The sequence below is a fragment of the Mycolicibacter minnesotensis genome, assembly GCF_010731755.1.
Classification (GTDB): domain Bacteria; phylum Actinomycetota; class Actinomycetes; order Mycobacteriales; family Mycobacteriaceae; genus Mycobacterium; species Mycobacterium minnesotense.
In genome coordinates this window covers 3,550,715-3,576,699 of sequence record NZ_AP022589.1, presented here as the reverse complement: position 1 = coordinate 3,576,699, position 25,985 = coordinate 3,550,715, and the positions used below count along the sequence as shown (strand labels likewise).

The window sequence follows — 25,985 nt, the reverse complement described above, 5'->3', positions numbered from 1 at the left end:
CCGGTTCAGGCCTGCAGAAGGTCTGCCATGCGCCCGGCCAGCGTGTCCCAGCGCCAGTGCCCGGTCGCCCATTGCCGGCCTGCGGCACCCATCGCCGCGGCACGGTCGGGGTCGGCGAGCAATCCGGCGACGGCGTCAGCGATCTGGTCCACGGCCCGGCCGTCGACCACCAGCCCGGTCTGGTCATGCAATACCGTCTCGGGCGCCCCGCCTGAGTTGCCGGCAACCACCGGAACCCCCGCTGCCGACGCCTCCAGGAACACGATGCCCAGGCCTTCTACGTCGAGCCCCGCGCCGCGGGTGCGGCACGGCATCGCGAAGACGTCACCGAGCGTGTAATAGGCCGGCAGCTCGGCGGCAGGAACACCGCCGGTGAAGGTCACCGCATCGGCCACCCCGCATTCCTGGGCCAGCTGGTGCAGCCTCTCGGCGTAGGGTCCGCCGCCCACGATCACCAACGCGGCACCATTCACCCGTTGCCGGATCGCCGGAAGAGCCCTAATCAGCATGTCCTGGCCCTTACGGGGCACCAACCGCGATACGCAGACCACGGTGGGGCGCTCGCCGAGCCCATGCCGGGCCCGCAGCTCGGCGCGGGCACTGGGATCGGGCCGGAAGCGGTCGGTGTCCACCCCCGGCGGTAGATGCTCCAGCGCGGCGTCGGGGCCGAACGCCGCGGCGAACCGGCCGCGGGTGTAGTGGCTGACGAACGTGACGGTGTCGCAGGATTCGCCGATACGGCGCAGCACCGAACGGGCTCCCGGCAGCATCGACCAGCCCACCTCGTGGCCGTGCGTGCTGGCGAGCACCCGGGTGACTCCCGCGGTGCGCGCACGCTGCGCCAACAGTGCCAGTGGGGCGGCCGCACCGAACCAGACGGTCTGAGCGCCCTGTTCGGCGACGAGCCTGCGCATCCGCGAGTCGACGGCGGGACCGGGCAGCATCAGCGTGCCCGGGTGGCGCACCACCTGGTAGCCGGAGGACTTCGCGGCGTCGTCGAAGGCGTCTGCGCCCTTCCACTGCGGCGCATACACCGTGATGTCATGGCGACCGGAACCGGCGATGCGGCGCACCAGCTCTTCCAGGTAGCACTGAATGCCGCCGGGACGCGGCGGAAAATCGTTGGTTACCAGCAGGACCCGGCTCACTGCAGGGATGCTAGCCAAGCGCCCCACGCGGCGAGCAGCCTGGGCAGGTCGACGCCGAGAACCAAGGGCACGGCCACCGCCGGAGCAACATGAGCCGGACCGCAGGCAGACAGGTAGAGCTCCCGGAGCTTGGCGGTCCCGTATCGGTGGGCCACGAACAGGGCGAACTGCCACGCCCGGTCGTAGGCCTGCACACGCCGTGGCCCAGGAGCATCCAAGTCCGCATCGGAGGGAAGCGCCACCGGTCCGGCCAGGGCGCCGAACCGGTCCGGGGCCGGCCGCGCGACGAAGTCGGCCACTCCCTCGGTGAGCCAGCGCGGCGCATCGAGCGCGGTATCGGTTCGAGCGGCGTAGTGAAACAGCTCGTGGGTCAACACGATTCGCAGTGCCGGCGTAGTCATTGCGGCGGCACCTGGCGCCAGGACGATCCGCTGACCCTCGGCGGTGCGACGCTCCGGATCCACCCGTTCGGCGACGGCGACCGCGGCGACGTCAGACCACTGGGCGACATCGGCGGTGTCATCGCCGGCGAGCTCCACGAATTGCCGCTCGGTGCCGGTGGCGGTCACCTGAATGCGGTGGGTCCAATCGGTGCCCCAGAACGCTTCGACGGCCTCGACCGCTGATCCGATCTGGGCCGCCACTCGCGCCAGCAGTTCCTCACCGGATCGGCCACCGAGATTGTCCAGGACCACCGTGCGGTCATCCCCCACGATCAGCGGCGCCGCGCTGTGGCGGTCCGGCAGGCCCAGCAGGACTGCAGCGCTGATCAGCTGGACCGTCAGCAGCGCCGCCACCAGGCGGCGGGCTCGTCGGCGCTCAGTAACGACGGGCGTTGTGGATCGGGCCGGACGAGTTCATCGGCACCACCCGGACCGGCTGACCGTAGGTGGACGAGTGGATCATCATGCCGTCGCCGACGTAGATGCCCGAGTGCGAGGCGTCCGAGTAGAAGGTCAGCACGTCACCGGGCTGCAGATCCGACAGCGACACCGCTTGTCCGCCGTTTGCCTGCGCCTGGCTGGAATGCGGCAGGTTGACCCCAGCCTGGTGGAACGCCCACATCACCAGTCCGGAGCAGTCGAAGCCACCCGGAGCGGCACCGCCCCAGACATACGGTGAACCGACCTGGGTCAGGGCCGCCTGGACGGCGGTCGCGGCGGCCCCGCCGCCCCCGCCCTCCATCGGCGACGGCGCAGCGGCCCACGGCATCGGGAACCCGGGAGCCGGCGGCGCGCCTTCGGGGGCAGGAGCCCCCGGCTCGGCTTCGGGCGCGGGCGCGGGCGCGGGGCCAGGTCCGGCCATCGCGGTGCGCTGCTCGGGGGTGAGCGCGTAGTACTGGGACTTCACTACCGAGATCTGCAACTGCAGCCGGCTCTGGCGGGCCTGCAGCTCGGCGCGCACCGCGGCAGCCTGCTCGGCTGCCGTCCGGGCGTCGTCAGCCGACTTCGCGGAGGCCTGCTCGGCCTGGTCGGCCTGCTCGTTGGCGGCGCGGAAGCGGTCCAGCTGCACCGACATGTCGCCGGCAACGACGCGCTGCACCCCGAGCTTGTCGATCAGTTGCTGCGGCGACTCCGCGGTCAAGATGGCATCAGCGCCCCCGACCCGGCCACCCATATACGTGGTGGCGGCGAATCGGTTGACGGCCGCTCGATAGGTGGTCAGCTGCTCTCTGGCCGCGTCCAGCGCCGCCTGGTCGGCCGCGTGGGTATTGTCTGCGGCCTGCTGCGCGGCAAGCTTCTCCTCGAAATTGAGCTGCGCGGTGTGCATGGCCTCGGTGGTCTGTTCGGCCTGACGGGACAATTCGCTGAGCTTGGCCAACGCGTCATCCGCGGGATCAGCGTGCACATTTCCGACCAAAACGCAGCTCAGAGTTGTGATACCAGCCACTAGGCCGGCTGCGGCGCCGAGGGCGGGGCGCCTCAGAGCACGCAGACTCCACCGCATACGTTCGAACTCCAAGATTGCATCCTTAACACTGCCCAGGGCGGCACGGGGGTAGTGCCGCCACCGTTAGTACGTAAGGTCTCGAATAGGTTACGAAATGGCAACGCCGTTGTCCATCACGAGTTGCCCACACTAACAGCCAGAATTGTGAAAGCTCTAAGGCCGCCCGCGGGGGATTCGCCCCTGGTCAGGCCACGCCCGAACGGGGTGTCGCGCCGCGCTCGCCGCGGATCGGAACCAGCCGCAACCGCGGTGCCATTCCGGCTTCGGCAAGCACGTCCAGCGCGGCCCGTTCATCTTCGAGCAGCTCGTTGGGCACACCCAGCAGCACACTGACCACACAGTCACGGCAAGCCGGTCCGCGCACCGCACAGTCATCGCAGTCGATCACCATCGGCTCCGGCTCTGCCCGGCGCGCGCCGCAGCCGTCCGGATGCCCCGAGATGTGTCCCATGACGATTCCTCTCCATCGGTTGCCCGCACGCTAACTGCGGCCACCGACAACCCGGTCCCGCAGCGGCCGGCCCAGCCTCGCTACGCCCTGAGGTGTCGGTGCGCCCGCCTACGGTTGCGCACATGACCTCCGGCTCTGACGCATGGCAGCTGAGCTTCCCCCAACTCGGAGCCCAGTTCGAAGCCGACCTCGACGCGAACCCGGCCAGCCTGCGCGACACCACGTTCGTGGTGGTGGATCTGGAGACCACCGGCGGCCGGGCCTCGCCCAGTGGGGACGACGCCGCGGACGCGATCACCGAGATCGGCGCAGTCAGAGTCCGGGGCGGAGTCGTCGAGGGCGAGTTCGCCACCTTGATCAACCCCCAGCGCGGGATTCCGCCGCAGATCGTTCAACTCACCGGCATCACCACCGCCATGGTGTACGAGGCGCCCACCATCGATGCCGTACTCCCCTCCTTCCTCGAATTCGCCGGGTTCGACCGCGGGTCAGTGCTGGTCGCTCACAACGCCGGGTTCGACGTCGGGTTCCTCACTGCCGCCGCGCGCCGGTGCGACCTGGCATGGCCACGGCCACCCGTGCTGTGCACCGTTCGGCTGGCACGCCGGGTGCTCAGCCGCGACGAGGCGCCCAGCGTCCGGCTCGCCGAACTGTCCCGGCTGTTCGCGGTCAGCACCACACCCACCCACCGGGCACTCGACGACGCACGCGCCACGGTCGATGTGCTGCATGCACTGCTCGAACGCCTCGGCAACCAGCGAGTCCACACTTTCGTCGACCTGCGCGCCTATCTGTCGCACGCGACGCCGGCGCAGCGCCGCAAGCGCGGTCTAGCGGTCGGACTACCGCACCGCCCGGGGGTATACCTGTTCCGGGGCCCGTCTGATGAAGTCCTCTACATCGGCACTTCCACCAATCTGCGCCGCCGCGTCGCGCAATACTTCAACGGCTCCGAACGCCGGCGGCGCATCGCCGAAATGGTGGCGCTGGCCACCCGGGTCGACCACGTCGAGTGCGCGCATCCGCTGGAGGCCGGGGTGCGCGAGCTGCGCCTGCTGGCTACCCACGCCCCGCCGTATAACCGCCGATCGAAATTCCCCCGACGATGGTGGTGGATCACGCTGTCCGAAGAGGCTTTTCCCCGCTTCATCGTGGTTCGGGCCCCCCGGCACGACCGTGTGATCGGCCCGTTCCGCTCGCGAGCAGATGCCGCCGATACCGCCCTACTTGTAGCGCGCTTCATCGGAATCCGCACCTGCACAGTGCGATTGAGCCACACCGGACGACACTCCTGCCCACCGGTAGAAGTCGGTCCCTGTCCGGCGGCGGCCAACAGCACTGCGTCCGAGTACGCCGTAACAGTCCGACGTGCAACGGCACTGCTCGACGGCACCGACAACGGCGCACTGGGTGCTGCGGTTCACCAGGTGACAAAGCTGGCCGATCGCGGCCACTACGAGAGTGCCGCCCGGCTGCGCGACCAGACCGCGGCCGCCATCGACGTACTGTGGCGCAGCCAGCGCGCCCGCGCACTCGCGGCACTGCCGGAGCTGGTGGCCGCCGCCCCCGACGGCAGCGGCGGCTGGCAGCTGGCGGTGATCCGCCACGGCCGGCTGGCCGCGGCGGGGTGCGCGGCGCGCGGAGTCCCGCCAATGCCCGTCCTCGATGCGATCACCCTGGGAGCCGAGACCGTTCTGCCCGAGCCGGCGCCGTTGGCCGGAGCGCTGTTCGAAGAGACCCAGCTGATCGCCCGATGGCTGGCAGCTCCCGGGGTACGCCTGGTGCGAGTCGCACCCCCGGCGGCGTCTGCCCAGGACCATGGCTGGGCTTCTCCCCTGGCCTCCGCCGGGCCGTGGATGTCGTGGGCAGCGTTGGCCCGTTCGGCGCGTCTGGTCTCAGAGCTGGGCGCCGAAGCGGACCCAACGGGCCAGCAACTGTTCGGCCGCGCCACTGTCAATAGCCTCGACCGCGCGCTCCAACCCGTCCTCCCAGGCCGGCACCCACTCAGCGCTGCTGGATAACCCCGCGTGGGCGACGATCGCCCCGGCGGCGTTGAGCACCACGGCGTCGCGCACCGCACCCTTGGTTCCCGCGAGCACCGAGCGCGCCTCCTCGGCGTTTGCTTGTGCGTCCCCACCGATCAGCTCGGCCACCTCGGCCCGGGCGAAACCGAACCCGGCCGGGTCAAATGTCAGCCGCTCGATGGTGCCCGCCTGCACCCGCCAGATCGTGCTGGTCGTGGTGGTCGTCAGCTCGTCGAGGCCGTCGTCACCGTGCACCACCAAAACGCTGGACCCGCGCGCTGCGAACACACCGGCCATCACCTCCGCCAGCTCGCCGAACGCGCATCCGATCAGCCCAGCCCGTGGACGCGCCGGGTTGGTCAGCGGCCCCAGCAGGTTGAACACCGTCGGAACGCCGATCTCGCGCCGGGCCACCGAGGCGTGCCGATAGGACGGCTGGAACTGCGGGGCGAAGCAGAACCCGATGCCGACCTCGGCAACGCTGCGCGCCACGTCGTCAGGCCCCAAGTCGATGCGTACGCCCAGCGCCTCAAGCGTGTCGGCGCCCCCGGACAACGAGCTCGCCGACCGATTGCCGTGTTTGACCACCGGAACTCCGGCGGCAGCCACCACGATCGACGCCATCGTGGAGAGGTTCACCGTGTTCGCACCGTCACCACCGGTGCCCACCACATCCACGGTGTTGGTACCGATCGCCTCGGTGGGAACCTTGCGCCCGTGGGACAGCATGACGTCGGCCAGCTCACCGACCTCGGCGGCGGTCGGGCCCTTCATCTGCAACGCCACCCCGAACGCTGCAATCTGGGCTGACGTGGCGGCACCGGCCATGATCTGCTCCATCGCCCAGGCCGCCTGGCCTCGCGCCAGATCCGTCCCCGACGTCAAGGCACCCAGTACCTGACGCCACTGCCCCATCTGCGCTTTCGGCTGCGCCTGACCACCTGGCTCGACCACGCGCCGATCGTCGCACGGCCAGGTCCAGGCCACCAAAGCCAGCAGGGAACTGCGGCGACGACGTACACGACTAAGACTGAAGAGGAAATGTGTGCCCCGGGTGGATATCTACAACTACGTAGCGTCATACTTGCGGGGTGACGAGCGCTGTGGGGTCCTCGGGTACTGCCATTACTTCTCGTGTGCATTCGCTGAACCGGCCCAACATGGTCAGCGTTGGCACCATTGTGTGGCTGTCCAGTGAGTTGATGTTCTTTGCCGGCCTGTTCGCGATGTACTTCACAGCGCGTGCGCAATCCGGAGGCGCCTGGCCGCCACCACCAACCGAGTTGAACCTGGCCCTGGCGGTCCCGGTGACACTGGTGCTGATCGCGTCCTCGTTCACCTGCCAGATGGGTGTGTTCGCCGCCGAGCGCGGCGACGTGTTCGGGCTTCGCCGTTGGTACCTGGTGACGTTCCTCATGGGGCTGTTCTTCGTGTGTGGTCAGGCCTACGAGTACTCGCACCTGGTCGCGCACGGCACCACCATCCCGTCGAGCGCCTACGGCACCGTGTTCTACCTGACCACCGGCTTCCACGGCTTGCACGTCATCGGCGGTTTGGTCGCCTTCATCTTCCTGATGCTGCGCACCACGATGAGCAAGTTCACCCCGGCTCAGGCCACCGCATCGATCGTCGTGTCCTACTACTGGCACTTCGTCGACATCGTGTGGATCGCCCTGTTCGCCACGATCTACTTCATCCGATGAGCAACCGCCCGATGAACAGGAGTGTCCGGTTGAAGACACTGAAGAAGTGGGGCCGACCTGGCAACAACCAGAGCGTCGCTGGCCGTCGCCTGCGCCGTCGGATCTCCGGCGGACTGCTGCTGCTGGTCGCCCTGGCCATGGCCGGCGGCATGGCCACGCTGCTGACCCCGACCCCGCAGGTCGCCGTCGCCGACGAATCGAACTCGGCCCTGCTGCGCACCGGCAAGCAGCTCTTCGACACCTCGTGCATCACCTGCCACGGCGCCAACCTGCAGGGTGAGTCCGGCCGCGGCCCGAGCCTGCTCGGCGTCGGCGAGGCCGCTGTTTACTTCCAAGTCTCCAGTGGACGGATGCCGGCGATGCGCGGCGAGGCGCAGGCGGCCCGCAAGGATCCGATCTTCGACGAGTACCAGATCGATGCCCTGGGCGCCTACGTCCAGGCCAATGGCGGCGGCCCCACCGTGGTCCGCAACGCCGACGGCAGCATCGCGCAGGCTTCGCTGCGAGGCGACGACCTGGGCCGCGGTGGCGACCTGTTCCGGCTCAACTGCGCGTCCTGCCACAACTTCACCGGCAAGGGCGGCGCCCTGTCGTCGGGCAAGTACGCACCCGACCTGGGCCCGGCCAACGAGCAGCAGATCCTCACAGCCATGCTGACCGGACCGCAGAACATGCCGCGCTTCTCCGACCGGCAGGTCTCGATGGAAGAGAAGAAAGACATCATCGCCTACGTGAAATCCGTTACCGAGGAACGTGATCCCGGTGGCATGGGACTCGGCGGGTTCGGACCTGCCCCAGAGGGCATGGTGATGTGGATCATCGGCATGGTCGCAGCCATCGCCGCGGCAATGTGGATCGGGGCACGCTCATGAGCAGCAACGACAAGACTGACATCCCGGACGACGCCGCACTGGCGACGATGACCACCGAGGAGCTGCTGGCTCTCGGTGGACGCATCGACGGTGTCGACATCGTCTTCAAGGAATCCCGCTGGCCGGTCGAGGGAACTCGGGCGGAGAAGCGCGCTGAGCGCCGTGTCGCGGCCTGGTTCCTGGCGGCGGGCGGCTTCGGCCTGGCACTGCTGCTGATCTTCCTGTTCTGGCCGTGGCAGTACGCGCCGCTGGAGTCCCCCGACGGGCTGGCCTACTCGTTCGCGACGCCGCTGTACGGGCTGACCTTCGGGCTCTCTGTGTTGTGTATCGCGGTCGGCGCGGTGATGTTCGTCAAGAAGTTCATCCCCGAAGAGATCACCATCCAGGAGCGGCACGACGGCAGCTCTTCCGAGCTGGACCGCAAGACTGTGGGCGCTCAGCTGACCGACGCATTCGAGGGCTCGACCATCGGGCGTCGCAAGCTGCTCGGTGCGTCCTTGGGCGTCGGGTTCGGCGCATTCGGACTGGGCACCCTGGTGGCCTTCGCCGGCGGCCTCATCAAGAACCCTTGGAAGCCGGTCGTTGAGACCGCCGAGGGCAAGAAGGCCGAACTCTGGACCTCCGGGTGGACGCCGCGCTACCACGGCGAGACCATCTACCTGGCCCGCTCGACCGGTCTGAGCACCAACTCGCCATTCGTCAAGATGCGTCCCGAGGACTTGGACGCCGGCGGTATGGAGACGGTGTTCCCGTGGCGGGAGTCCGACGGCGACGGCACCACGCCGGAATCGCAGGAGAAGCTCACCGAGATCATGATGGGCGTCCGCAACCCGGTGATGCTGATCCGCATCCGGCCCGATGACATGGCCAAGGTGGTCAAGCGCAAAGGCCAGGAGAGCTTCAACTACGGCGACTTCTTCGCCTACACGAAGATCTGCTCGCACCTGGGTTGCCCGTCCTCGCTGTTCGAGCAGCAGACGTACCGCATCCTGTGCCCGTGCCACCAGTCGCAGTTCGACGCGTTGCACTTCGCCAAGCCGGTCTTCGGTCCGGCGGCGCGTGCCCTGGCACAGCTGCCGATCACCATTGATGCCAATGGACATCTGGTCGCCAACGGCGACTTCGTCGAACCTGTCGGACCGGCCTTCTGGGAGCGCACCTCATGAGCCCTGCAATCGGCGACCTGCTCGCCCGCCAAGCGGACGACATCGACACCCGCTACCACCCCGCGGCCGCTCTGCGCCGCCAGTTCAACAAGGTCTTCCCGACGCACTGGTCGTTCCTGCTCGGTGAGATCGCGCTGTACAGCTTCATCATCCTGTTGCTGTCCGGTGTCTACCTGACCCTGTTCTTCGACCCGTCGATGGCCGAGGTCATCTACCACGGCGTCTACCAGCCGCTCAACGGCGTGCAGATGTCACGGGCCTACGAGTCGGCGTTGGACATCTCGTTCGAGGTCCGCGGCGGTCTGTTCGTCCGTCAGTTGCACCACTGGGCGGCGCTGATGTTCTCGGCGTCGATCATGGTCCACCTGGCCCGCATCTTCTTCACCGGTGCATTCCGCCGGCCGCGTGAGGCGAACTGGGTGATCGGTTCGCTGCTGCTGATCCTGGCCATGTTCGAGGGCTACTTCGGGTATTCGCTGCCCGACGATCTGCTCTCCGGTATCGGCCTGCGCGCGGCGCTGTCCTCGATCACGTTGGGTATGCCGGTGATCGGCACCTGGCTGCACTGGGCGCTGTTCGGCGGCGACTTCCCGGGCACCATCTTGATCCCCCGCCTGTATGCCCTGCACATCCTGCTGATCCCAGGCATCATCCTGGCTCTGATCGGCGTGCACATGGCGCTGGTGTGGTTCCAGAAGCACACCCAGTTCCCCGGACCGGGCCGCACCGAGACCAACGTGGTCGGCGTGCGGGTGCTGCCGGTGTTCGCGATCAAGTCCGGTGCGTTCTTCGCGATGATCACCGGAGTCCTGGGCCTGATGGGCGGACTTTTCCAGATCAACGCGATCTGGAACCTGGGCCCCTACCGGCCGTCGCAGGTGTCGGCGGGAAGCCAGCCGGACTTCTACATGATGTGGACGGAAGGTTTCGCCCGGTTGTGGCCCGCGTGGGAGTTCTACCCCTTTGGCCACACCATTCCCGCGGTCGTCGGCGTGGCGTTGGCCATGGGCGCGGTCTTCGGCCTGCTGATCGTCTACCCGTTCCTGGAGAAGAAGTTCACCGGCGACTACGCGCACCACAACCTGCTGCAGCGTCCCCGGGACGCTCCGGTCCGTACGGCGATCGGTGCCATGGCGATCAGCTTCTACATGGTGCTGACCCTGGCGGCGATGAACGACATCATCGCGTGGAAGTTCCACATCTCCCTGAATGCGACCACCTGGATCGGCCGTATCGGGATGGTGGTGCTGCCGCCGCTGGTCTTCTTCGTCACCTACCGGTGGTGCATCGGCCTGCAGCGCAGTGACCGTGACGTGCTTGAGCACGGCATCGAGACCGGGATCATCAAGCGGCTGCCGCACGGTGCCTACATCGAGCTGCACCAGCCGCTGGGCCCGGTCGACGACCACGGCCACCCGATTCCGCTGGAGTACGCCGGCGCCCCGCTGCCCAAGAAGATGAACAAGCTGGGTTCGGGCGGCGCCACCGGTCATGGCAGCTTCTTGACCGCAGACCCGGCCTCCGAGGACGCGGCGCTCACCGAGGCCGCACACGCCAGCGAGCACCGCGCGCTGACCGCCCTGGCCGAGCACCAAGGTGGGAACACCAACGGCCACCATTAGGCCTACCGGGTCCGAACCATCGGGCAGCCTGCGCACTCTGCTGCGTGGGCTGCCCGTTTTGGTTGGTGCGGCTCCGGAGTTCGATCCGGATCATGCGCCCGACGATCCGGTCGAACTGTTCGTCCAGTGGCTGCTGTATGCGGTCGAGTTCGGCGTCACCGAGCCCCATGCGATGACGTTGTCGACGGTCGGCACCGCCGCCGGGGTGGCCGGACCGCGGCCTTCGGCACGGGTGCTGATCCTCAAAGACGTAGATGCTCTCGGTTGGCACTTCGGGATCAGTTCGGCCAGTCGCAAGGGCGCCGATCTGGCCCGCAACCCGGCTGTCGCGCTGACGTTTTATTGGCCCGCGCTGGGCCGTCAGGTCAGGGTCGACGGGATTGCGGTTGCTGACCCGCCGCCGGTGACCGCAGAAGACTTCCTGGCCCGCTCCGAGGGAGCCAGGGCGATGGTGCTCACCGGACGTCAGAGTGAGCCGTATTCCGATCCGGACGAGATCAGTGAGGCCCTGGCAAAGGCACACCTGGAGTTGGAGCACTCCCCCAGTCTGGTTCCGGTCGAATGGACTTCGTATGCGGTGCGTGCGGACTCCGTCGAGTTCTGGCAGTCCGATGCGGAGCGCCGGCATCGCAGGCTCCGCTATGAACGAGACGGTGACCGCTGGTCAACGACGTTGCTCTGGCCGTAGCGGCCGACGTCCCGCAGGTTCAGCCGAATCGGGACGGCAGTTCCAGAACTTCACCGAGCCGACGAAGGTACAGCCACGGGATCACCGGCATGGCGAGCGTGGTGACTCCGGCCAGTCCGTAGCAGACCCACGAGCCGGTGTCCTTTCCGATGGCCATCAGATAGGTGGCCAAGGCCGCCGCGGCCAACGCACCGCCGAGCGCGGCCGTCAGTAGGGTGGCGCCACGCAGCAGCACCCGGTCCACCTGGGCCTGGTTGGGTGCTGCCTGGCGTGTGGCGGCCGCCCGCCGACCCGGCGCGTCGAATCCGCGTTGCGGCAGCGGGGTGTCCTGGCGCAGGGGCTTGGCCGGCGCTTGAGGGGGAAATCCGGGGGGCCGCGGCGGGCTGGGCTGGCGTGCCCGGAGCAGCACCGGGATCGCCGCCAGGATGACCAACGCGGACACCCCGATGACGATGTAGAGCAGGCCGCTGTGCGAACTCTCGGACGGCTGGTGGAACCCGCGCCCCAGGTCCACCAGCGCCACCGTGGCGGCCACACTCATGCCCAGCCATGTCAGCCAGATCGCGGCACACACACCCAGCAAGATGCGGTCGATGAGCTCCGGGGACTGTCCCGGCCCAATGAATCGATCTACCATGTCTCCGCCGGTCATCCGCAGTTCGTCGCCGGTGCGTCGTTGCTGTTGGAGAACAACACCCTACCGTCACTGCTGGTGATGGAGCAGTTGAGTTTGCTCAGCCGCAGCATGCTGGTTGCCTCCACCGAGCCGATCTCCGACTGGGAGATCGGGGTGAGCGTCAAAGACCATGGGATGTAGGCGTTGCGCTGTGTCCGACGCTGCCCGGAGGCATCCACGTAAGTGATCGTGATCTGGTCGAATGGCGCCTTGGTGCCGGTGACCGAATAGGTGACCTGCAGCGGCTTGGCCTGGGTGGTCGTGGTGGGCTCCTGCGTCGTGGTCGACGGTTCGGGTGCGGGCTCCTCGCTCGGGGGCGGCGGGGGCGGCGGCTCCTCGGTCGGGGGCGGCGGGGGCGGCGGCTCCTCGGTGGAGCTCGGGGTTGCCGGCGGGGGTGGTGGGTTCGTGGTGCTGGATCGGGGCAGCTCGTCCTGCACCGGAGGCACCGAGACGGTGCTGCTGGAGGTGGCCGGTGTGGCCAGATCGCGGGTCTCGGTGCGGGCGAACAGCAGGGCCACCGACACCACCAGGGAGACAGCGGCCAGGATCACGGTGACGCCGACAACCCACGGCCAACGTGGCGTCTTGGAGTCCGGGTCGGGTTCCTCGGGCGCGTCGTAGCTGTCGTAGTCGTAGAGCCGCGGGTCCACCGGAACGTAAGGGGCACTCAGGAACTGCTCGGATTCAGGAGCCGAGTACGCCTGCGAATAGGCGGTGTTGTCCGGCGTCGCCGCAGAGGGTGCGGCAGCGACGTCGTCGATCGGCTGGATGTCGCCGCCTGCGGCCGCGTCAGGACCCGGCTGAACGTTGCCGGAGTCCTCGTCTCCAGAGCCCGCCTCCGGGGGATTCGGCCCGCTCATTCCCGCCTATCCTGTTCAAACCGCCGCGCCTGCGGCGCCACTCCGCCTCCGGCCCAGATCAACCACCGATGGTCATTGTGCATGGGCAACCCTACCCAAGCGGGGTCGACACGGCGGCCTGCGGAGCAGATGTGGTCAGTGTTTCTCGGGGCCGACGTAGTACTCGAAGACCAGCCCGGCGACGCTCGACAACACGAACACCACTCCGGCGGCGATCAGCCACGGGAGCCAGAAGCCGATCCCGACTGCGGCTACCGAACCGGACAGCGCGATCAGGATCGGCCACCAGCTGTGCGGGCTGAAGAAGCCCAACTCGCCGGCGCCGTCGCTGACTTCGGCCGCCTCGTAGTCCTCGGGCCGGGTGTCCAGTCGACGTGCGACAAACCGGAAGAAGGTGCCCACGATCATGGCCATCATGCCGGTGAGGAACAGTGCGGTGGTTCCGGCCCATTCCACGCCGCCGGTGGCGTACTGCGCGGTCATCACCGCGTAGATCACGCCGACGGCCAGGAAGAATACCGCGACGAACTCGAACAGCCTGGATTCGATGCGCATTGGAGGTTGTCCCTACTTGTTGCTGGCTTGGGGGGCTAGCAGGCCACGGCGGCTCTCGAACGGGAACGTCGTGGTGGCCAACGGTTCCTGCTTGATCGCCTCGAGCGCCTCGGCGTTGGTCTTGCCGGCGATGCGCTGATCCATGTAGGCCTTGAAGTCATTGGGCGAAACCACCCGGACCTCGAAGTTCATCATCGCGTGGTAGGTGCCGCACATCTCAGCGCAGTGACCGACGAACGCGCCCTCCTTGGCGATCTCGGTGACCTGGAAGGTGTTCACCTGGTTGTTGCGCTCGGGCCAGGCGATGACGTCGCGTTTGAACAGGAACTCGGGAACCCAGAAAGCGTGGATCACGTCGGCCGAGTTGAGCACGAACTCGATGCGCTTACCGCTGGGCAGGACCAGCACCGGGATCTCGTCGGTGGTGCCCACCGTCTCGATCTTGTCGAAGTTCAGGTAGGTGCGGTCCTCGGTGTTGAGGCCCTGGACCGGCCCGACGAGCTCTTCGCCGTGGGCATCCACGCCCTCGGGCTTGGAGGTCATCGCATCCTTGCGGACCTGGTCCACGCCGTCATAGCTGAGCGTGTGGTCATGGAAGTCGATCTTCTGGTAGCCGAACTTCCAGTTCCACTGGAACGCGGTGACGTCGACGACCACCTCGGGGTCGGGCTCCTGGTGCAGCATCTTCTCCTGGACCACGACGGTGAAGTAGAAGATGACCGCGACGGCCAGGAACGGCAGGACGGTGAGTCCCAGTTCCAGCGGCATGTTGTAGCCGAACTGGCGCGGCAGTTCGGTGTCGGTCGCCTTCTTGCGGTGGAAGATCATCGACCAGAAGATCATTCCCCACACGAGCCCGCCGATCACCACCGAAGCGATGACCATGCCGATCCACAGCTGGTAGTTGGCCTCAGCCTCGGGCGTGATGCCCTTGGGCCAGCCGAAACCGACGATGTCGGTCCAGTCGACGCTGCAACCGCTGAGCGTCACCGCCAGCAGTCCGAGCACGCTGACCGCGGTCAGCGGTCGAAGCAGACGGCGATGTGCAACGCCCTGCCCGCGACGTGTCACGTTGGTGCCTCCTCGAGTCACAGAACGGGCCGACTGACCCGGCGGAGCAGTCGAATACTACGCAGCGTAGACCACCCGCATCATCAAGGTTCGACGTACCTGCCGGTTGGCGGCCCCGGTGTGTTGACCACAACATCGGACTAGCCCGTACGCACCGGCCCTGCGCAGGCACGAGCCGATACCGGTGCGGCATACTGGGACCCGATGTGTGGACTGCTGGCTTTCGTGTGTGCCCCGGCCGGCACCGACACCGCTGGTCCGCGGTCGGCCGCGGATATCGAGACAGTCGCCGGCGCGGTTTCGCGTGCGACCCACCTGATGCGCCACCGCGGACCCGACGAGCCAGGTGGCATCTGGGCCGGCGATCGCGTGGTGTTCGGGTTCAACCGACTGTCCTTCATCGACATCGCCCACTCCCACCAGCCGATGCGGTGGGGCCCGCCGGAGGCCCCCGAGCGCTACGAACTGGTCTTCAACGGCGAGATCTACAACTACCTGGAGCTGCGGGCGCAACTTGCCGCAGAGCACGGTGCGCTGTTCGCGACGGACGGCGATGGCGAGGCGATCGTCGCGGGATATCACTACTGGGGCGTTGACGTGCTGAAGCGACTGCGCGGCATGTTCGCCTTCGCCGTCTGGGACACCGTGGCCGAGGAGCTGTTCTGCGCCCGCGACCCGTTCGGGATCAAACCGCTGTTCATGGCCACCGGTCCCGGTGGCACGGTGGTCGGCAGCGAGAAGAAGTGCCTGCTGGACCTCGCTGAGGTCGTGGGTTTCGACGCTGGCGCTTCAGGCATCGACACCCGCGCGCTGCAGCACTACACGGTGCTGCAATATGTGCCCGAGCCGGAGACGCTGCACCGGGGCATACGGCGGCTGGAATCGGGCTGTTACGCCCGGATTCGTCCCGGCGCTGCGCCGGAGACCACCCGTTATTTCCGGCCACGCTTCGATGCCACTCCGATCACCCGCGACAGCGAGCAGGCTCGCTATGACGAGATCACCGCGGTGCTCGAGGATTCGGTCGCCAAGCACATGCGGGCCGACGTCACGGTCGGGGCGTTTCTGTCCGGCGGCATCGACTCCACCGCGATCGCCGCGCTGGCGATGCGCCACAACCCCAAGCTGATCACCTTTACCACCGGGTTCGAGCGTGAGGGTTTCTCCGAGGTGGACGTCGCCGCTGCGTCCGCCGAGGCCATCGGGGCCCGGCACGTGGTCAAAGTGGTGAGCCCGGCCGAATTCGTCGCTGCACTCCCCGAGATCGTGTGGTACCTCGACGACCCGGTCGCCGACCCGGCTCTGGTGCCGCTGTACTTCATCGCCGCAGAGGCCCGCAAGCACGTCAAGGTGGTGCTCTCAGGCGAAGGCGCCGACGAGTTGTTCGGCGGCTACACGATCTACCGCGAGCCGCTGTCGCTGCGCCCGTTCGACTACCTGCCCACTCCGGTGCGCCGATCGCTCGGCAAGGCCTCGCGGCCGTTGCCCGAGGGAATGCGCGGCAAGAGCCTGCTGCACCGCGGATCGCTGACGTTGCAAGAGCGCTACTACGGCAACGCGCGCAGCTTCTCCGACGAACAACTGCGCGCGGTACTGCCCGGCTTCTCCCCCGACTGGACTCACACCGATGTCACCGCGCCGCTGTATGCAGAATCGGCCGGCTGGGATCCGGTGGCCCGGATGCAGCACATCGACCTGTTCACCTGGCTGCGAGGCGACATCTTGGTCAAGGCCGACAAGATGACGATGGCCAATTCGCTGGAGCTGCGGGTGCCGTTCCTGGACCCCGAGGTGTTCGCTGTGGCCTCGCGCCTTCCGGTGTCGGCCAAGATCACCCGCACCACGACCAAGTACGCGCTGCGCCGTGCGCTGGAGCCGATCATTCCCGCGCATGTGTTGCATCGGCCCAAGCTCGGCTTCCCGGTGCCGCTGCGGCACTGGCTGCGTGCGGGTGAGCTGTTGGAGTGGGCCTACGGCATGGTGGACGCCACCGGTGCGGGTCACCTCATCGATGTGGCCGCGGTGCGTTCCATGCTCGACGAGCACCGTACCGGCGCCGCTGATCACAGCCGCCGGCTGTGGACCGTGCTGATCTTCATGCTCTGGCACGCGATCTTCATCGAGCGCAGTGTGGTTCCCGCCATCCGGGAGCCGGACTACCCCGTGCGGCTATGAGCCGTTCACTCTGCGCCTACGGCGCGGCCTACTCGCACTTTCGCACCGTAGCCGCAGAGTCAACGTCGATTAGTTGAGTGCGGCGCCGATCTCGTCCGCGGCGGCCTCACCGTAGGCGTCGGCCAGGCGGCTCACCGCGGCGTCGCGGTCCCACGCCCACTCCTGGGTTCCGGTGGACTCCAGCACCAGCACGGCCACCAGCGAACCGAGCTGGGCCGAGCGCTCCAGGCTCAGGCCGGCGCTGCGTCCGGTGAGGAATCCGGCGCGGAATGCGTCGCCGACCCCGGTCGGGTCGGTCTGCGACTTCTCCGGGACCACGCCGACGTGAATCCGGGAGCCGTCGGGGGAAACGATGTCCACGCCGTCGCCGCCCAGGGTGGTCACCCGCAGCCCGACCTGCTTCATGACCTCGTCTTCGGTCCATCCGGTCTTGGACAGCAGCAGGTCCCACTCGTAGTCATTGGTGAACAGGTAGGTGGCACCGTCGATGAGCTTGCGGATCTCATCACCGGTCAACCGGGCCAATTGCTGCGATGGGTCGGCGGCGAACGCGAGACCGAGCTTGCGGCACTCCTCGGTGTGCAAGAACATCGCCTCGGGGTCGTTGGCGCCGACGATCACCAGCTCCGGCTTGCCGGCGGCCTCGACGAGTTTGGCCAGCGAGATGTTGCGGGCTTCCGACATAGCTCCCGGGTAGAACGACGCGATCTGCGCCATGTCCTGGTCCGTGGTGCACACGAAGCGGGCCGTGTGCGCGGTCGTCGAGGTCAGGACGTGATCACAGTTGACACCGTGGGACACCAGCCACTGCCGGTAGTCGGCGAAGTCGGCACCGGCGGCGCCGACCAGCGCGGTGTCGCCACCGAGCACACCGATGGCGAAGGCGATGTTGCCCGCCACCCCGCCGCGGTGCACCACCAAGTCATCGACAAGGAAGCTCAGCGAAACCTTCTGCAGGTGATCGGCCAGCAGCTGTTCGGAGAACCGACCCGGAAAGCGCATCAGATGGTCGGTCGCGATCGAACCGGTCACCGCAATCGTCACAGAACTATCCCCCTACTTTTCGTCACCATGGGCCTGGATGTGGGTATCCACGGTAGCGGCCCGGCGCGGCCGGCTCGCCGCCGGGCAGCAGGTAGCGCCCGGGTTGCGCCGCGTTGGCGATCGCGGCTAGGCGCTCAGTTGAACGAGTCGCCGCACGAGCAGGAGCCGCCGGCGTTGGGGTTCTCGATGGTGAAGCCCTGCTTGTCGATCTGGTCGGCGTAGCCGATCTCGGCGCCCTGCAGATACGGGGCGCTCATGCGGTCGACGGTGAGCGTCACGCCGTTGAACTCCGCGACCACGTCACCGTCGAGGCTGCGGTCGTCGAAGAACAGGTTGTAGCGCAGGCCCGCGCAGCCACCCGGCTGGACCGAGATCCGCAGGGTCAGGTCGTCACGGCCCTCTTGTTCCAGCAGCGTCTTCACCTTGGCCGCGGCTTCGTCGGTCAAGACCACGCCGTGAGACTCGGTGGTCGACTGATCCTGAACAGTCATTGCGTCTCCCTATTGCGGTTGATTATGGGGTGAGCCCGCCACGTTGCGCGGCTTCTTGGCCCACCGCAACAACGATACCCTGCACCTGGGTGTTCCCTACTGACGTGGCGAATCGGGCGTCTGCGCGGGGCGACCACTGATCTGGGACGCCGTGACGCTGCTCAGGCCGATCAGCTGGTTGGCGGCATCGATCAGAGCCAGCCGCACCGAGCCCGCATAGTCGGCGATCGCCCGGGCGGCCAGCACCCCGGCAGCTCGCAGTGCCGGTTCATCCAGGTCGATCTGCCCGGCGAACACCAACAGCGGAATGTCACGGCCCCGGGCCGCCGCGGCGAGGGACCCGATCACCTTTCCGTGCAGCGACTGCTGATCGAATCGGCCCTCGCCGGTCACCAGGACGTCGGTGTCGGCCAGCGCTTCCTGCAAACCGGTGTGGCGCGCCACAATCTGCGCACCGGACTCGATGGCGCCACCCAAGGCCAGCACCGCCGCCGCGATCCCGCCGGCCGCGCCGGCACCTGAGGCGGCACTGGCGTCCCAACCCGCGGCGGCGTCGAGCTCGTTGGCCCAGGCGGCCAGGCGGCTCTCGAGCACGGCCACGGTGGCCGCGTCAGCGCCCTTCTGTGGCCCGAATACGCGGGCTGCGCCCCAGGGACCCAGCAGCGGGTGTTCGACGTCGCAGGCCGCGACCAGTTCGATACCCGCGAGCCGCCGCTGGCCGGTGGCCAGGCCGCCGAGTACATCGACCATGCCGCGGCCCCCGTCGGTACAGGAACTGCCCCCGAGTCCCACGACGATCCGCTGCGCTCCGGCCTCCAACGCCGCGACGACCAGCTGACCCACTCCCCTGCTGTGGGCCGACAACGCTGTCTGCGGCGACGGTGCTTCGCCGAGCAGTCCCAGACCGCACGCCTGCGCACATTCCAGATAGGCCGTCTTGCTGGTGTCGTCCCACACCCATTCGGCGTCCACCGCATCCGCCAACGGCCCGCTGACCCGTGAGCGGACGACGGTGCCCAGCTCAGCGGCCAGCACCGCGACGAAACCCGGGCCGCCGTCGGACTGCGGGGCGATCTTGAGCCGGTCGTGGGGCCGGCTGCGATGCCAGCCCGTCGATATCGCGGCGGCGGCCTGTACCGCGGTCAGACTCTCACCGAAGCAGTCGGGCGCGATCAGGACCCGAAGCGCCCGCGCCCCTGGGCCAGCGAAACCGCCAGCACCCGGGTTGTAGGCCATACCTGCAGGGTATCGAGCCGCGTAGACGGCAACGCAGGCCGGGCGGACGGGGCAAGTAATCTGGCGGGCGTGAAGTTGCCCGGGCGCAGAAAAGACGAGACTCAGTCCACTGAGTCCGTGGCCTCCGCCGTCGTTGTCGACGGCGCCGGGTCCGCGGAGTCCGCTCGTGCCCTCGGCACTGCCCCCAAAGGGCGCCCCACCCCCAAACGCAACGCCGCGGCCAAGCGGCGTGGCCCGGTGGCACCGGCTCCGATGACCTCCGCGGAGGCCCGGGCCCGCCGCAAGTCGCTGGCCGGCCCGAAGCTGTCCAAAGAGGAGCGTCGAACCGCCAAGGCGGAGCGTCGAGAGCGGATGTCCGACCGGCGCGAACGGATGCTCGCCGGCGACGAGTCGGCATTGCTGGAGCGCGACCGTGGCCCGGTGCGCCGCTATGTCCGCGACATCGTCGATGCCCGCCATAACCTGCTGGGCCTGTTCATGCCGGTGGCGCTGGGCCTGATGTTCATCATGATGGCGGCCCCGCAGATCCAGTACTACATCTCCCCGGCGATGATGCTGCTGATGGTCTCGATGGCGGTCGACGGTGTGCTGGTGGCCCGCAAGGTGAGCCGGATGGTCGACGCCAAATTCCCCGAGAATGTCGAGAGCCGGTGGAAGTTGGGGCTTTATGCCGCCAGCCGGGCGTCGACGCTGCGCCGCATGCGGGCACCGCGCCCGCAGGTGCGGCGCGGCGAGCAGCTCGGCTGAGTTCGCATTCTTCGCCGCCAGCGATGGATTTCCCTCCGGTCCGCCCGCCCGATCCAGCCGTCGCGGCCGCCGCCCGCGCCCGGCAGGACCTTCTGACCAAACCGGTGGGTTCGCTGGGCCGGTTGGAGAGCCTCTCCGTGTGGGCCGCGTCGTGCCAAGGCCACTGCCCGCCAAGGCCGTTCGAGCGCGTCCGCGTCGTGGTGTTCGCCGGCGATCACGGCGTGACGCGGGGACGGGTGTCGGCCTATCCGGCGGAGGTCACCGCGCAGATGGTCGCCAATATCGACCGAGGCGGAGCCGCCATCAACGCCCTGGCCGCCGTTGCCGGGGCCGGGGTGCGGGTGGTGGACATGGCGGTCGCCACGGAACTGCCCGGGGACGCGCTGGGCGCCTACAAGGTGCGCCGCGGCAGCGGTGATATCACCCGCGAGGACGCCCTGACCGCCGAGGAGACCATCGCCGCGGTCGAGGCAGGCCGGCGTATCGCCGACGAGGAAGTCGACGGCGGGGCAGATTTGCTCATCCCCGGCGATATGGGGATCGGAAACACCACCGTCGGTGCCACCGTGATCGCGGCGCTGACCGGCGCCGAGCCCTCCGACGTGGTCGGCCCCGGGACGGGGATCGATGACGGCGGTTGGTCGCGTAAGACCGCGGCGGTACGCGACGCGCTGTTCCGGTCGCGGCCGCACCACACCGATCCCCTCGCGCTGCTGCGTTGCTGCGGAGGCGCCGATCTGGCGGCGCTGGCGGGTTTCTGCGCTCAGGCCGCGGTGCGGCGCACCCCGGTGTTACTCGACGGCCTGGCCTCGACGGCTGCGGCCCTGGTGGCCGACCGGTTGGCCCCCGGGGCCCGAGCCTGGTGGCAGGCCGGTCACCGCTCGCCGGAGCCGGCGCACGCGCTGGCCTGCGCCGCACTGGGGCTGGAGCCGATCCTCGACCTGCAGATGCGATTGGGCGAGGGCACCGGCGCGGCCGTGGCCCTGCCGGTGCTGCGCGCGGCGGTGGCGACGTTGTCGTCCATGGCTACCTTCGCCGAGGCGGGGGTATCGGGTCCGACGGGTGAGGCCGGCGGGTGATCCGATCGCTGGCCGCTGCGGTCGCGTTCGGAACCGCCCTGCGGTTGCCCGGTGGTGTCGCCGGGGCACCGGGACGCGGAACGATGACGGCACTTCCGCTGGTCGGCGCCGGTCTCGGCGCGCTGGCCGCGGTCGTGGTGTGGGGCGGCGGGTTCGCGTTCGGCCCGGGCAGTCCCGTGACGGGACTGCTGGCCGTGGCGGCCCTGCTGGCGGCGACCCGCGGCCTGCATATCGACGGAGTTGCCGACACCGCCGACGGTCTCGGGTGTTACCGGCCGGCCCCGCAGGCGCTCCAGGTGATGCGCGAGGGTTCGACGGGCCCGTTCGGTGTGGTCGCGGTGGTGCTGGTGATGGGGCTGCAGGCGACGACCTTTCCGCTGCTGAACGGCGGGCAGCTGGTGGTCGCGGTGTGCGCGGGCAGGGTGGCTGCGGTGCTGGCCTGCCGACGTTCGGTGCCAGCCGCCGCGGGCAGCATGCTGGGTGCCACGGTGGCCGGAACTCAGCCGCTGCCGGTGGCTGCCGCGTGGGTGTTGGTCCTGGTGGCGGCGTCCGTGCCGACCGGGTCGGCGCCGTGGCACGGGCCGGTTGCTGTGACGCTGGCGCTGATCGGCGGCCTTGTGCTGGTCAGACACTGCGTGCGCCGGCTGGGTGGGGTCACCGGTGACGTGCTGGGCGCGGCTATCGAGTGGACGACAACGCTGACGGCGGTGTCGCTGGCGGCGTTCTGATCGCGCGGGACCCCTTGCCGATTCTCGGGATCTATACAGATTTCTCTACCCCATTTCTTATCTTAGAAATAGGTCTGTAAAGATGGGTCGACATTAACTTTCCGGTCCGCAGGAGAGGGCGTCGATGGCGCGTCATCAGAGGTACAGCAAGCGAAGTCGCGAGTCGCGTAAGGCCATGGCCAACGGCCCCGCTGCCGATGTGGACTATCCCGACCGCGCCGAACGCGGGGGCGACGAATGGCCGCACGCCCCCGACGACGGCGGCGCGCCGCTGCACTCCCCTCCGCGTCCTCCACGGCGCGGCATTAACCGACAAGTGCAGTAGTCGACTACTGCATCCCCTGCCGTGCAGCGACCGTAGGGTCGGCGCTGATCGGTGATGGGAATTCTCGGTGAGGGAGTGGATCATGCCTGTTCGTCGACACGCCCAAGAAACCCTCCGCCGCCGCCGAATGATAGGTCTGGGCAGCGCTGCCGGCGCCCTCCTGGCATGGGGTCTGAGCCCCCTGGCTACCGCGCCCGCCCAGGCCGATCCGTTCGACTGGACGGCGGACCTCTTCGATCCGGCGAGCTGGTCGTGGCTGGGTGCCACCGACAGCCCAAGCCTGGACACAGCCGACTGGACTACGTTCCTGTCTGTTCTCAGCGGCTCAGCCGGGACCGAGGTCACACTGTCGAACACTGCGGCAGCCACCGCCCCCACCACGGCCGAATTGTTCGACACCTGGATCTATGCCCCGATCCACGACGCCGGCCAAGACTGGCTGGCCACCCAGTCGGGCATGGAGATCAGCGGCTGGATCAACACCACTTTCGGCAACGGTCAGCTGCTCATCGGCAACGGCGCCGACGGCATCGACGGCGGCACCAACGAACAGGCCATGGGCGGAGCGGGCGGACTGTGGTTCGGTGACGGCGGCGACGGCGGCACCGCATTCGGCGGCTGGGGCGGCAACGGCGGCAACGCCGGGCTCTTCGGCAACGGCGGCGACGGCGGCCACGGCGGCGGTTTCGGCTCCGGCGACTACCCCGGCGACGGCGGAGACGGCGGCAGCGGTGGCACGTTCATGGGCCATGGCGGCGCGGGCGGAGACGGCGGAGACGCGGCCGCCGGCTGGAACGGTGCCTATGGCGGCGACGGTGGCAACGCGGTGGCCTGGCTGTTCGGCAACGGCGGAGCCGGCGGGCACGGCGGGGACGGCGGCAACGGCGCGGCGGGCGTGGTGGGCGGCGACGGCTGGTACGGCGGCGACGGCGGCAGGACCCTCGCACTGTTCGGTGACGGCGGAAACGGCGGAGCCGGCGGCAACGCCGGCAACGGCGGCTCGGCGGGCACAGTCGGTGATGGCGGCGACGGTGGCTACGGCGGACTCGGCGGCGACGGCGGCGCCGCGGTCACGGGTGTGGGCGGCAGCGGCGGAGCTGGTGGAAACGGCGGCCACGGCGGCAATGGGGGAACCACCTCCGGCAACGGCGGCAGCGGCGGTGTGGGCTGGTTTGGCGGCAGCAGCGGGAGCAACCTCTTCGAGAGGTTGTCCGGGGTCGGCGGTGCGGGCGGTCAAGGCGGTGACGGCGGAAACGCCAGCGGGGACGGCCACAGCGCGGGGCGCGGCAACGGCGGTGGCGGTGGCGGCGCCGGCGCGATAGGCGGGGCGGGCGGCGACGGCGGTGCCGGCGGCGACGGCAGCGGGGGCGCGACCGGCGCCGTAGGTGGCCACGGCGGGTGGTCGGGATTCGGACTCGTCGGCACCGGTACCGGCGGCAACGGTGGCCACGGCGGCGCTGACGGCGGCGGAGTGGGAGGAGTGGGCGGCATCGGGGCGGCCGCACCCTCCCCGGGAAGCACCACCTCCGGTGGGGGTGGAGGTGGCGGCGGAGGCGGCGGCGTCGGGAGTGCCGGCGGCACCGGCGGCGCGGGCGGCGCCGGCGGGACCGGCGGACAAGGCGGTGGCCTCGATATCACCGGGCTGGTCACCGGAGTGGGCGGTAGCGGTGGGACCGGCGGCGAAGGCGGGCGCGGCGTCGGCGTCGGCAGTACCGGCGGAACCGGCGGGGCCGGCGGAACCGGCGGCACCGGCACCGGAGTCGGCGGCATCGGCGGCGGCTACGGCGGCGGCGGACGCGGCGGAGACGGCGGGGCGGGGGGCATGGCCTTCGCCGGGGGCACGGGCGGCGTCGGCGGCGCCGGGGGCACCGGGGGTGACGGCACCGGAGGAAGCTCGGTCGTTCTCGGTCAGGGGGCACTCGGCGGTGGCGGCGGCGTCGGCGGAACCGGCGGCACCGCGGACGGATCTGTCGACGCGGGAGCCGACGGCTACAACGACGTCACCGGCGGTGCGGGAGGCGTGGGCGGTGCCGGCGGCGACGCGACCACCGCCACGGCGGGCACCGCCACCGGCGGTTGGGGTGGGACCGGCGGAGCCGGCGGAGTGGCGCACCCCGGCGCCAGTGGTGTCGGCGGGGTGGGAGGAGCCGGGGCCGACGCCACCGACGGCTTCGGCGCCAGTGGCGGTCCCGGTGGCCCGGGCGGCGCCGACGGATCGCCGGGCACTCCAGGCACGCCTGGTTGAGCGCGCGGGGCTGAGCTTCGGCTCAGTCCAGTCGGGCCATCCAGCCGTGCGTGTCGGCGAAGGTGCCGCGCTGGATTCCGGTCAGGGTGTCCCGCAGCGCCATCGTGACCTCCCCGGGCTGACCGTCAGCGATGGTGAACTCGCCTTCGGCGGACTTGACCACCGACACCGGGGTGATGACGGCGGCCGTTCCGCAGGCGAAGACTTCGGTGATCTCACCGGAGGCGGCCTTCTCCTGCCATTCGGTGACATCGAGCTTGCGTTCTTCGACGGCGAACCCGGCGTCGGTGGCCAACTGCAGCAATGAATCCCGAGTGATACCGGGCAGCAGTGAGCCGGACAGCTCCGGAGTGACCAGGCGCGCCGATCCCCCGGTGCCGAAAACGAAGAACAGGTTCATCCCGCCCATCTCTTCGACGTAGCGCCGTTCGGCGGCATCCAGCCACACCACTTGGTCGCAGCCGTTCTCGGCGGCCTGCGCCTGGGCGACCAGCGAAGCGGCGTAATTGCCGCCGAACTTGGCGGCGCCGGTCCCACCGGGGCATGCCCGGACATACTCCGTGGACAGCCACACGCTGACCGGCTTGATGCCGCCCTTGAAGTAGGCCCCGGCCGGGGAGCCCATCACCAGGCAGCGGTACTCATTGGCCGGGCGCACCCCCAACCCGGGCTCGGTGGCGAAGACGAACGGACGCAGGTACAGCGACTCCTCGCCGCCCGGCGCCGGAACCCATGATCCGTCCACCGCGATCAGCTGCCGCAGGGACTCGATGAACAGGTCGTCGGGGAGCTCCGGAATGGCCAGCCGCCGCGACGAGGCGCGCATCCGCGCGGCATTGGCCTCCGGCCGGAACGAGACGATCGACCCGTCGGTCCAGCGGTAGGCCTTGAGCCCTTCGAATACCTCTTGCGCGTAGTGCAAGACGATGGCCGAGGGGTCCAACTCGATAGGCCCATAGGGAATGACCCGCGCGTTGTGCCAGCCCGCGTCGACGGTGTAGTCGATCGACACCATGTGGTCGGTGTGGTACTTACCGAAACCCGGTTCCGCCAAAATGGATTCACGTACCTCGGCGGGCGTCGGATTCGCGTTGACCGACACGTGGAACTCGAGGACGCTACTTGTCAT

At 68.9% G+C, this 25,985-nt stretch carries 23 protein-coding genes and 1 pseudogene; 11 read left to right on the top strand and 13 right to left on the bottom strand.

The window, feature by feature from the left end:
* Window positions 1–5 precede the first annotated feature (5 nt).
* From G6N09_RS16515 to G6N09_RS16500, 4 genes are all read right to left on the bottom strand, one after another.
* Complete coding sequence (locus tag G6N09_RS16515) at window positions 6–1,148, bottom strand: glycosyltransferase family 4 protein (RefSeq protein ID WP_083025228.1); 1,143 nt, start codon at window positions 1,146–1,148, stop codon at window positions 6–8.
* A complete protein-coding gene (locus tag G6N09_RS16510; protein WP_083025230.1) occupies window positions 1,145–1,948 on the bottom strand; it encodes a hypothetical protein in 804 nt (267 codons plus the stop codon). The genes G6N09_RS16515 and G6N09_RS16510 overlap by 4 nt, the downstream gene beginning before the upstream one ends.
* 19 nt (window positions 1,949–1,967) lie before the next feature.
* Window positions 1,968–3,095, bottom strand: a complete 1,128-nt coding sequence (gene ripC, locus G6N09_RS16505) for a peptidoglycan hydrolase RipC (RefSeq protein ID WP_083025233.1) — start codon at window positions 3,093–3,095, stop codon at window positions 1,968–1,970.
* 187 nt (window positions 3,096–3,282) lie between these two features.
* A complete protein-coding gene (locus G6N09_RS16500) occupies window positions 3,283–3,549 on the bottom strand; it encodes a hypothetical protein (RefSeq protein ID WP_234806979.1) in 267 nt (88 codons plus the stop codon).
* Window positions 3,550–3,671: 122 nt separating this feature from the next.
* Here G6N09_RS16500 and G6N09_RS16495 point away from each other — a divergent pair.
* A pseudogene (locus G6N09_RS16495) lies at window positions 3,672–5,507 on the top strand (DEDD exonuclease domain-containing protein); the annotation flags it as partial.
* Here the strand turns inward: G6N09_RS16495 and trpD are convergent.
* Window positions 5,445–6,488 carry an anthranilate phosphoribosyltransferase gene (gene trpD / locus G6N09_RS16490; protein ID WP_234806988.1) on the bottom strand — a complete coding sequence of 348 codons (1,044 nt, stop codon included), beginning with the start codon at window positions 6,486–6,488 and terminating at the stop codon, window positions 5,445–5,447. The pseudogene G6N09_RS16495 and the gene trpD overlap by 63 nt on opposite strands.
* Before the next feature lie 176 nt (window positions 6,489–6,664).
* On the opposite strand from trpD, the gene ctaE reads away from it, so the two are divergent.
* From ctaE to G6N09_RS16465, 5 genes are read left to right on the top strand one after another with little or no spacing between them, the layout of a single operon-like run.
* Window positions 6,665–7,276, top strand: coding sequence for an aa3-type cytochrome oxidase subunit III (gene ctaE, locus G6N09_RS16485; protein WP_083025246.1), 612 nt, complete (start codon window positions 6,665–6,667; stop codon window positions 7,274–7,276).
* The gene (gene qcrC / locus G6N09_RS16480) at window positions 7,273–8,148 is read left to right on the top strand and encodes a cytochrome bc1 complex diheme cytochrome c subunit (RefSeq protein WP_083025248.1); all 876 of its coding nucleotides are present in this window, start codon (window positions 7,273–7,275) and stop codon (window positions 8,146–8,148) included. The genes ctaE and qcrC overlap by 4 nt, the downstream gene beginning before the upstream one ends.
* Entirely contained in the window at window positions 8,145–9,314 is a 1,170-nt protein-coding gene (gene qcrA / locus G6N09_RS16475) for a cytochrome bc1 complex Rieske iron-sulfur subunit (protein WP_083025250.1), read from the top strand. The genes qcrC and qcrA overlap by 4 nt, the downstream gene beginning before the upstream one ends.
* Window positions 9,311–10,936 carry a cytochrome bc1 complex cytochrome b subunit gene (gene qcrB / locus G6N09_RS16470; protein ID WP_083025252.1) on the top strand — a complete coding sequence of 542 codons (1,626 nt, stop codon included), beginning with the start codon at window positions 9,311–9,313 and terminating at the stop codon, window positions 10,934–10,936. The genes qcrA and qcrB overlap by 4 nt, the downstream gene beginning before the upstream one ends.
* On the top strand, window positions 10,911–11,624 hold the full coding sequence (locus tag G6N09_RS16465; RefSeq protein WP_244959509.1) for a pyridoxine/pyridoxamine 5'-phosphate oxidase: 714 nt from the start codon (window positions 10,911–10,913) through the stop codon (window positions 11,622–11,624). The genes qcrB and G6N09_RS16465 overlap by 26 nt, the downstream gene beginning before the upstream one ends.
* Window positions 11,625–11,643: 19 nt before the next feature.
* Here the strand turns inward: G6N09_RS16465 and G6N09_RS16460 are convergent, their stop codons facing one another.
* The 4 genes from G6N09_RS16460 to ctaC form a co-directional block, all read right to left on the bottom strand.
* The gene (locus tag G6N09_RS16460) at window positions 11,644–12,261 is read right to left on the bottom strand and encodes a DUF2561 family protein (RefSeq protein ID WP_083025330.1); all 618 of its coding nucleotides are present in this window, start codon (window positions 12,259–12,261) and stop codon (window positions 11,644–11,646) included.
* An 11-nt stretch (window positions 12,262–12,272) separates the two neighbouring features.
* The gene (locus G6N09_RS16455) at window positions 12,273–13,160 is read right to left on the bottom strand and encodes an MmpS family transport accessory protein (RefSeq protein WP_163752834.1); all 888 of its coding nucleotides are present in this window, start codon (window positions 13,158–13,160) and stop codon (window positions 12,273–12,275) included.
* 135 nt (window positions 13,161–13,295) lie between these two features.
* The gene (locus G6N09_RS16450) at window positions 13,296–13,715 is read right to left on the bottom strand and encodes a cytochrome c oxidase subunit 4 (protein WP_083028013.1); all 420 of its coding nucleotides are present in this window, start codon (window positions 13,713–13,715) and stop codon (window positions 13,296–13,298) included.
* A gap of 12 nt (window positions 13,716–13,727) precedes the next feature.
* Window positions 13,728–14,807 carry an aa3-type cytochrome oxidase subunit II gene (gene ctaC / locus G6N09_RS16445; RefSeq protein ID WP_083028012.1) on the bottom strand — a complete coding sequence of 360 codons (1,080 nt, stop codon included), beginning with the start codon at window positions 14,805–14,807 and terminating at the stop codon, window positions 13,728–13,730.
* Between the two features lie 183 nt (window positions 14,808–14,990).
* On the opposite strand from ctaC, the gene asnB reads away from it, so the two are divergent.
* The gene (gene asnB / locus G6N09_RS16440; RefSeq protein ID WP_083028011.1) at window positions 14,991–16,961 is read left to right on the top strand and encodes an asparagine synthase (glutamine-hydrolyzing); all 1,971 of its coding nucleotides are present in this window, start codon (window positions 14,991–14,993) and stop codon (window positions 16,959–16,961) included.
* A 69-nt stretch (window positions 16,962–17,030) separates the two neighbouring features.
* Here asnB and G6N09_RS16435 read toward each other — a convergent pair whose 3' ends face one another.
* The 3 genes from G6N09_RS16435 to G6N09_RS16425 all read right to left on the bottom strand — a co-directional run bounded on the left by G6N09_RS16435 (window position 17,031) and on the right by G6N09_RS16425 (window position 19,732).
* The gene (locus G6N09_RS16435; protein WP_083028010.1) at window positions 17,031–18,005 is read right to left on the bottom strand and encodes a carbohydrate kinase family protein; all 975 of its coding nucleotides are present in this window, start codon (window positions 18,003–18,005) and stop codon (window positions 17,031–17,033) included.
* A 134-nt stretch (window positions 18,006–18,139) separates the two neighbouring features.
* Entirely contained in the window at window positions 18,140–18,496 is a 357-nt protein-coding gene (locus tag G6N09_RS16430) for a HesB/IscA family protein (protein WP_083028009.1), read from the bottom strand.
* A 96-nt stretch (window positions 18,497–18,592) separates the two neighbouring features.
* Window positions 18,593–19,732 (bottom strand): glycerate kinase family protein, encoded by a 1,140-nt coding sequence (locus G6N09_RS16425; protein ID WP_083028008.1) that lies wholly within the window; start codon window positions 19,730–19,732, stop codon window positions 18,593–18,595.
* 69 nt (window positions 19,733–19,801) lie between these two features.
* On the opposite strand from G6N09_RS16425, the gene G6N09_RS16420 reads away from it, so the two are divergent.
* From G6N09_RS16420 to G6N09_RS16405, 4 genes are all read left to right on the top strand, one after another.
* A complete protein-coding gene (locus tag G6N09_RS16420; RefSeq protein WP_083028007.1) occupies window positions 19,802–20,479 on the top strand; it encodes a DUF3043 domain-containing protein in 678 nt (225 codons plus the stop codon).
* Between the two features lie 23 nt (window positions 20,480–20,502).
* On the top strand, window positions 20,503–21,558 hold the full coding sequence (gene cobT, locus G6N09_RS16415) for a nicotinate-nucleotide--dimethylbenzimidazole phosphoribosyltransferase (RefSeq protein WP_083028006.1): 1,056 nt from the start codon (window positions 20,503–20,505) through the stop codon (window positions 21,556–21,558).
* Window positions 21,555–22,286, top strand: coding sequence for an adenosylcobinamide-GDP ribazoletransferase (locus G6N09_RS16410; RefSeq protein WP_083028005.1), 732 nt, complete (start codon window positions 21,555–21,557; stop codon window positions 22,284–22,286). The genes cobT and G6N09_RS16410 overlap by 4 nt, the downstream gene beginning before the upstream one ends.
* A 452-nt stretch (window positions 22,287–22,738) precedes the next feature.
* Complete coding sequence (locus G6N09_RS16405) at window positions 22,739–24,856, top strand: PE family protein (protein ID WP_163752832.1); 2,118 nt, start codon at window positions 22,739–22,741, stop codon at window positions 24,854–24,856.
* A 22-nt stretch (window positions 24,857–24,878) separates the two neighbouring features.
* Here G6N09_RS16405 and G6N09_RS16400 read toward each other — a convergent pair whose 3' ends face one another.
* Window positions 24,879–25,985, bottom strand: a complete 1,107-nt coding sequence (locus G6N09_RS16400; RefSeq protein ID WP_083022478.1) for a branched-chain amino acid aminotransferase — start codon at window positions 25,983–25,985, stop codon at window positions 24,879–24,881.

Excerpts from the sequence above, each read along its gene's own strand:
- ripC (WP_083025233.1), bottom strand. The coding sequence starts at position 3,095 with ATGCGGTGGAGTCTGCGTGCTCTGAGGCGCCCCGCCCTCGGCGCCGCA.
- G6N09_RS16500 (WP_234806979.1), bottom strand. The coding sequence starts at position 3,549 with ATGGGACACATCTCGGGGCATCCGGACGGCTGCGGCGCGCGCCGGGCA.
- trpD (WP_234806988.1), bottom strand. The coding sequence starts at position 6,488 with ATGGGGCAGTGGCGTCAGGTACTGGGTGCCTTGACGTCGGGGACGGAT.
- qcrC (WP_083025248.1), top strand. The coding sequence starts at position 7,273 with ATGAGCAACCGCCCGATGAACAGGAGTGTCCGGTTGAAGACACTGAAG.
- qcrA (WP_083025250.1), top strand. The coding sequence starts at position 8,145 with ATGAGCAGCAACGACAAGACTGACATCCCGGACGACGCCGCACTGGCG.
- qcrB (WP_083025252.1), top strand. The coding sequence starts at position 9,311 with ATGAGCCCTGCAATCGGCGACCTGCTCGCCCGCCAAGCGGACGACATC.
- G6N09_RS16460 (WP_083025330.1), bottom strand. The coding sequence starts at position 12,261 with ATGGTAGATCGATTCATTGGGCCGGGACAGTCCCCGGAGCTCATCGAC.
- G6N09_RS16455 (WP_163752834.1), bottom strand. The coding sequence starts at position 13,160 with ATGAGCGGGCCGAATCCCCCGGAGGCGGGCTCTGGAGACGAGGACTCC.
- G6N09_RS16450 (WP_083028013.1), bottom strand. The coding sequence starts at position 13,715 with ATGCGCATCGAATCCAGGCTGTTCGAGTTCGTCGCGGTATTCTTCCTG.
- asnB (WP_083028011.1), top strand. The coding sequence starts at position 14,991 with ATGTGTGGACTGCTGGCTTTCGTGTGTGCCCCGGCCGGCACCGACACC.
- G6N09_RS16430 (WP_083028009.1), bottom strand. The coding sequence starts at position 18,496 with ATGACTGTTCAGGATCAGTCGACCACCGAGTCTCACGGCGTGGTCTTG.
- G6N09_RS16425 (WP_083028008.1), bottom strand. The coding sequence starts at position 19,732 with ATGGCCTACAACCCGGGTGCTGGCGGTTTCGCTGGCCCAGGGGCGCGG.
- cobT (WP_083028006.1), top strand. The coding sequence starts at position 20,503 with ATGGATTTCCCTCCGGTCCGCCCGCCCGATCCAGCCGTCGCGGCCGCC.
- G6N09_RS16405 (WP_163752832.1), top strand. The coding sequence starts at position 22,739 with ATGATAGGTCTGGGCAGCGCTGCCGGCGCCCTCCTGGCATGGGGTCTG.
- G6N09_RS16400 (WP_083022478.1), bottom strand. The coding sequence starts at position 25,985 with ATGACAAGTAGCGTCCTCGAGTTCCACGTGTCGGTCAACGCGAATCCG.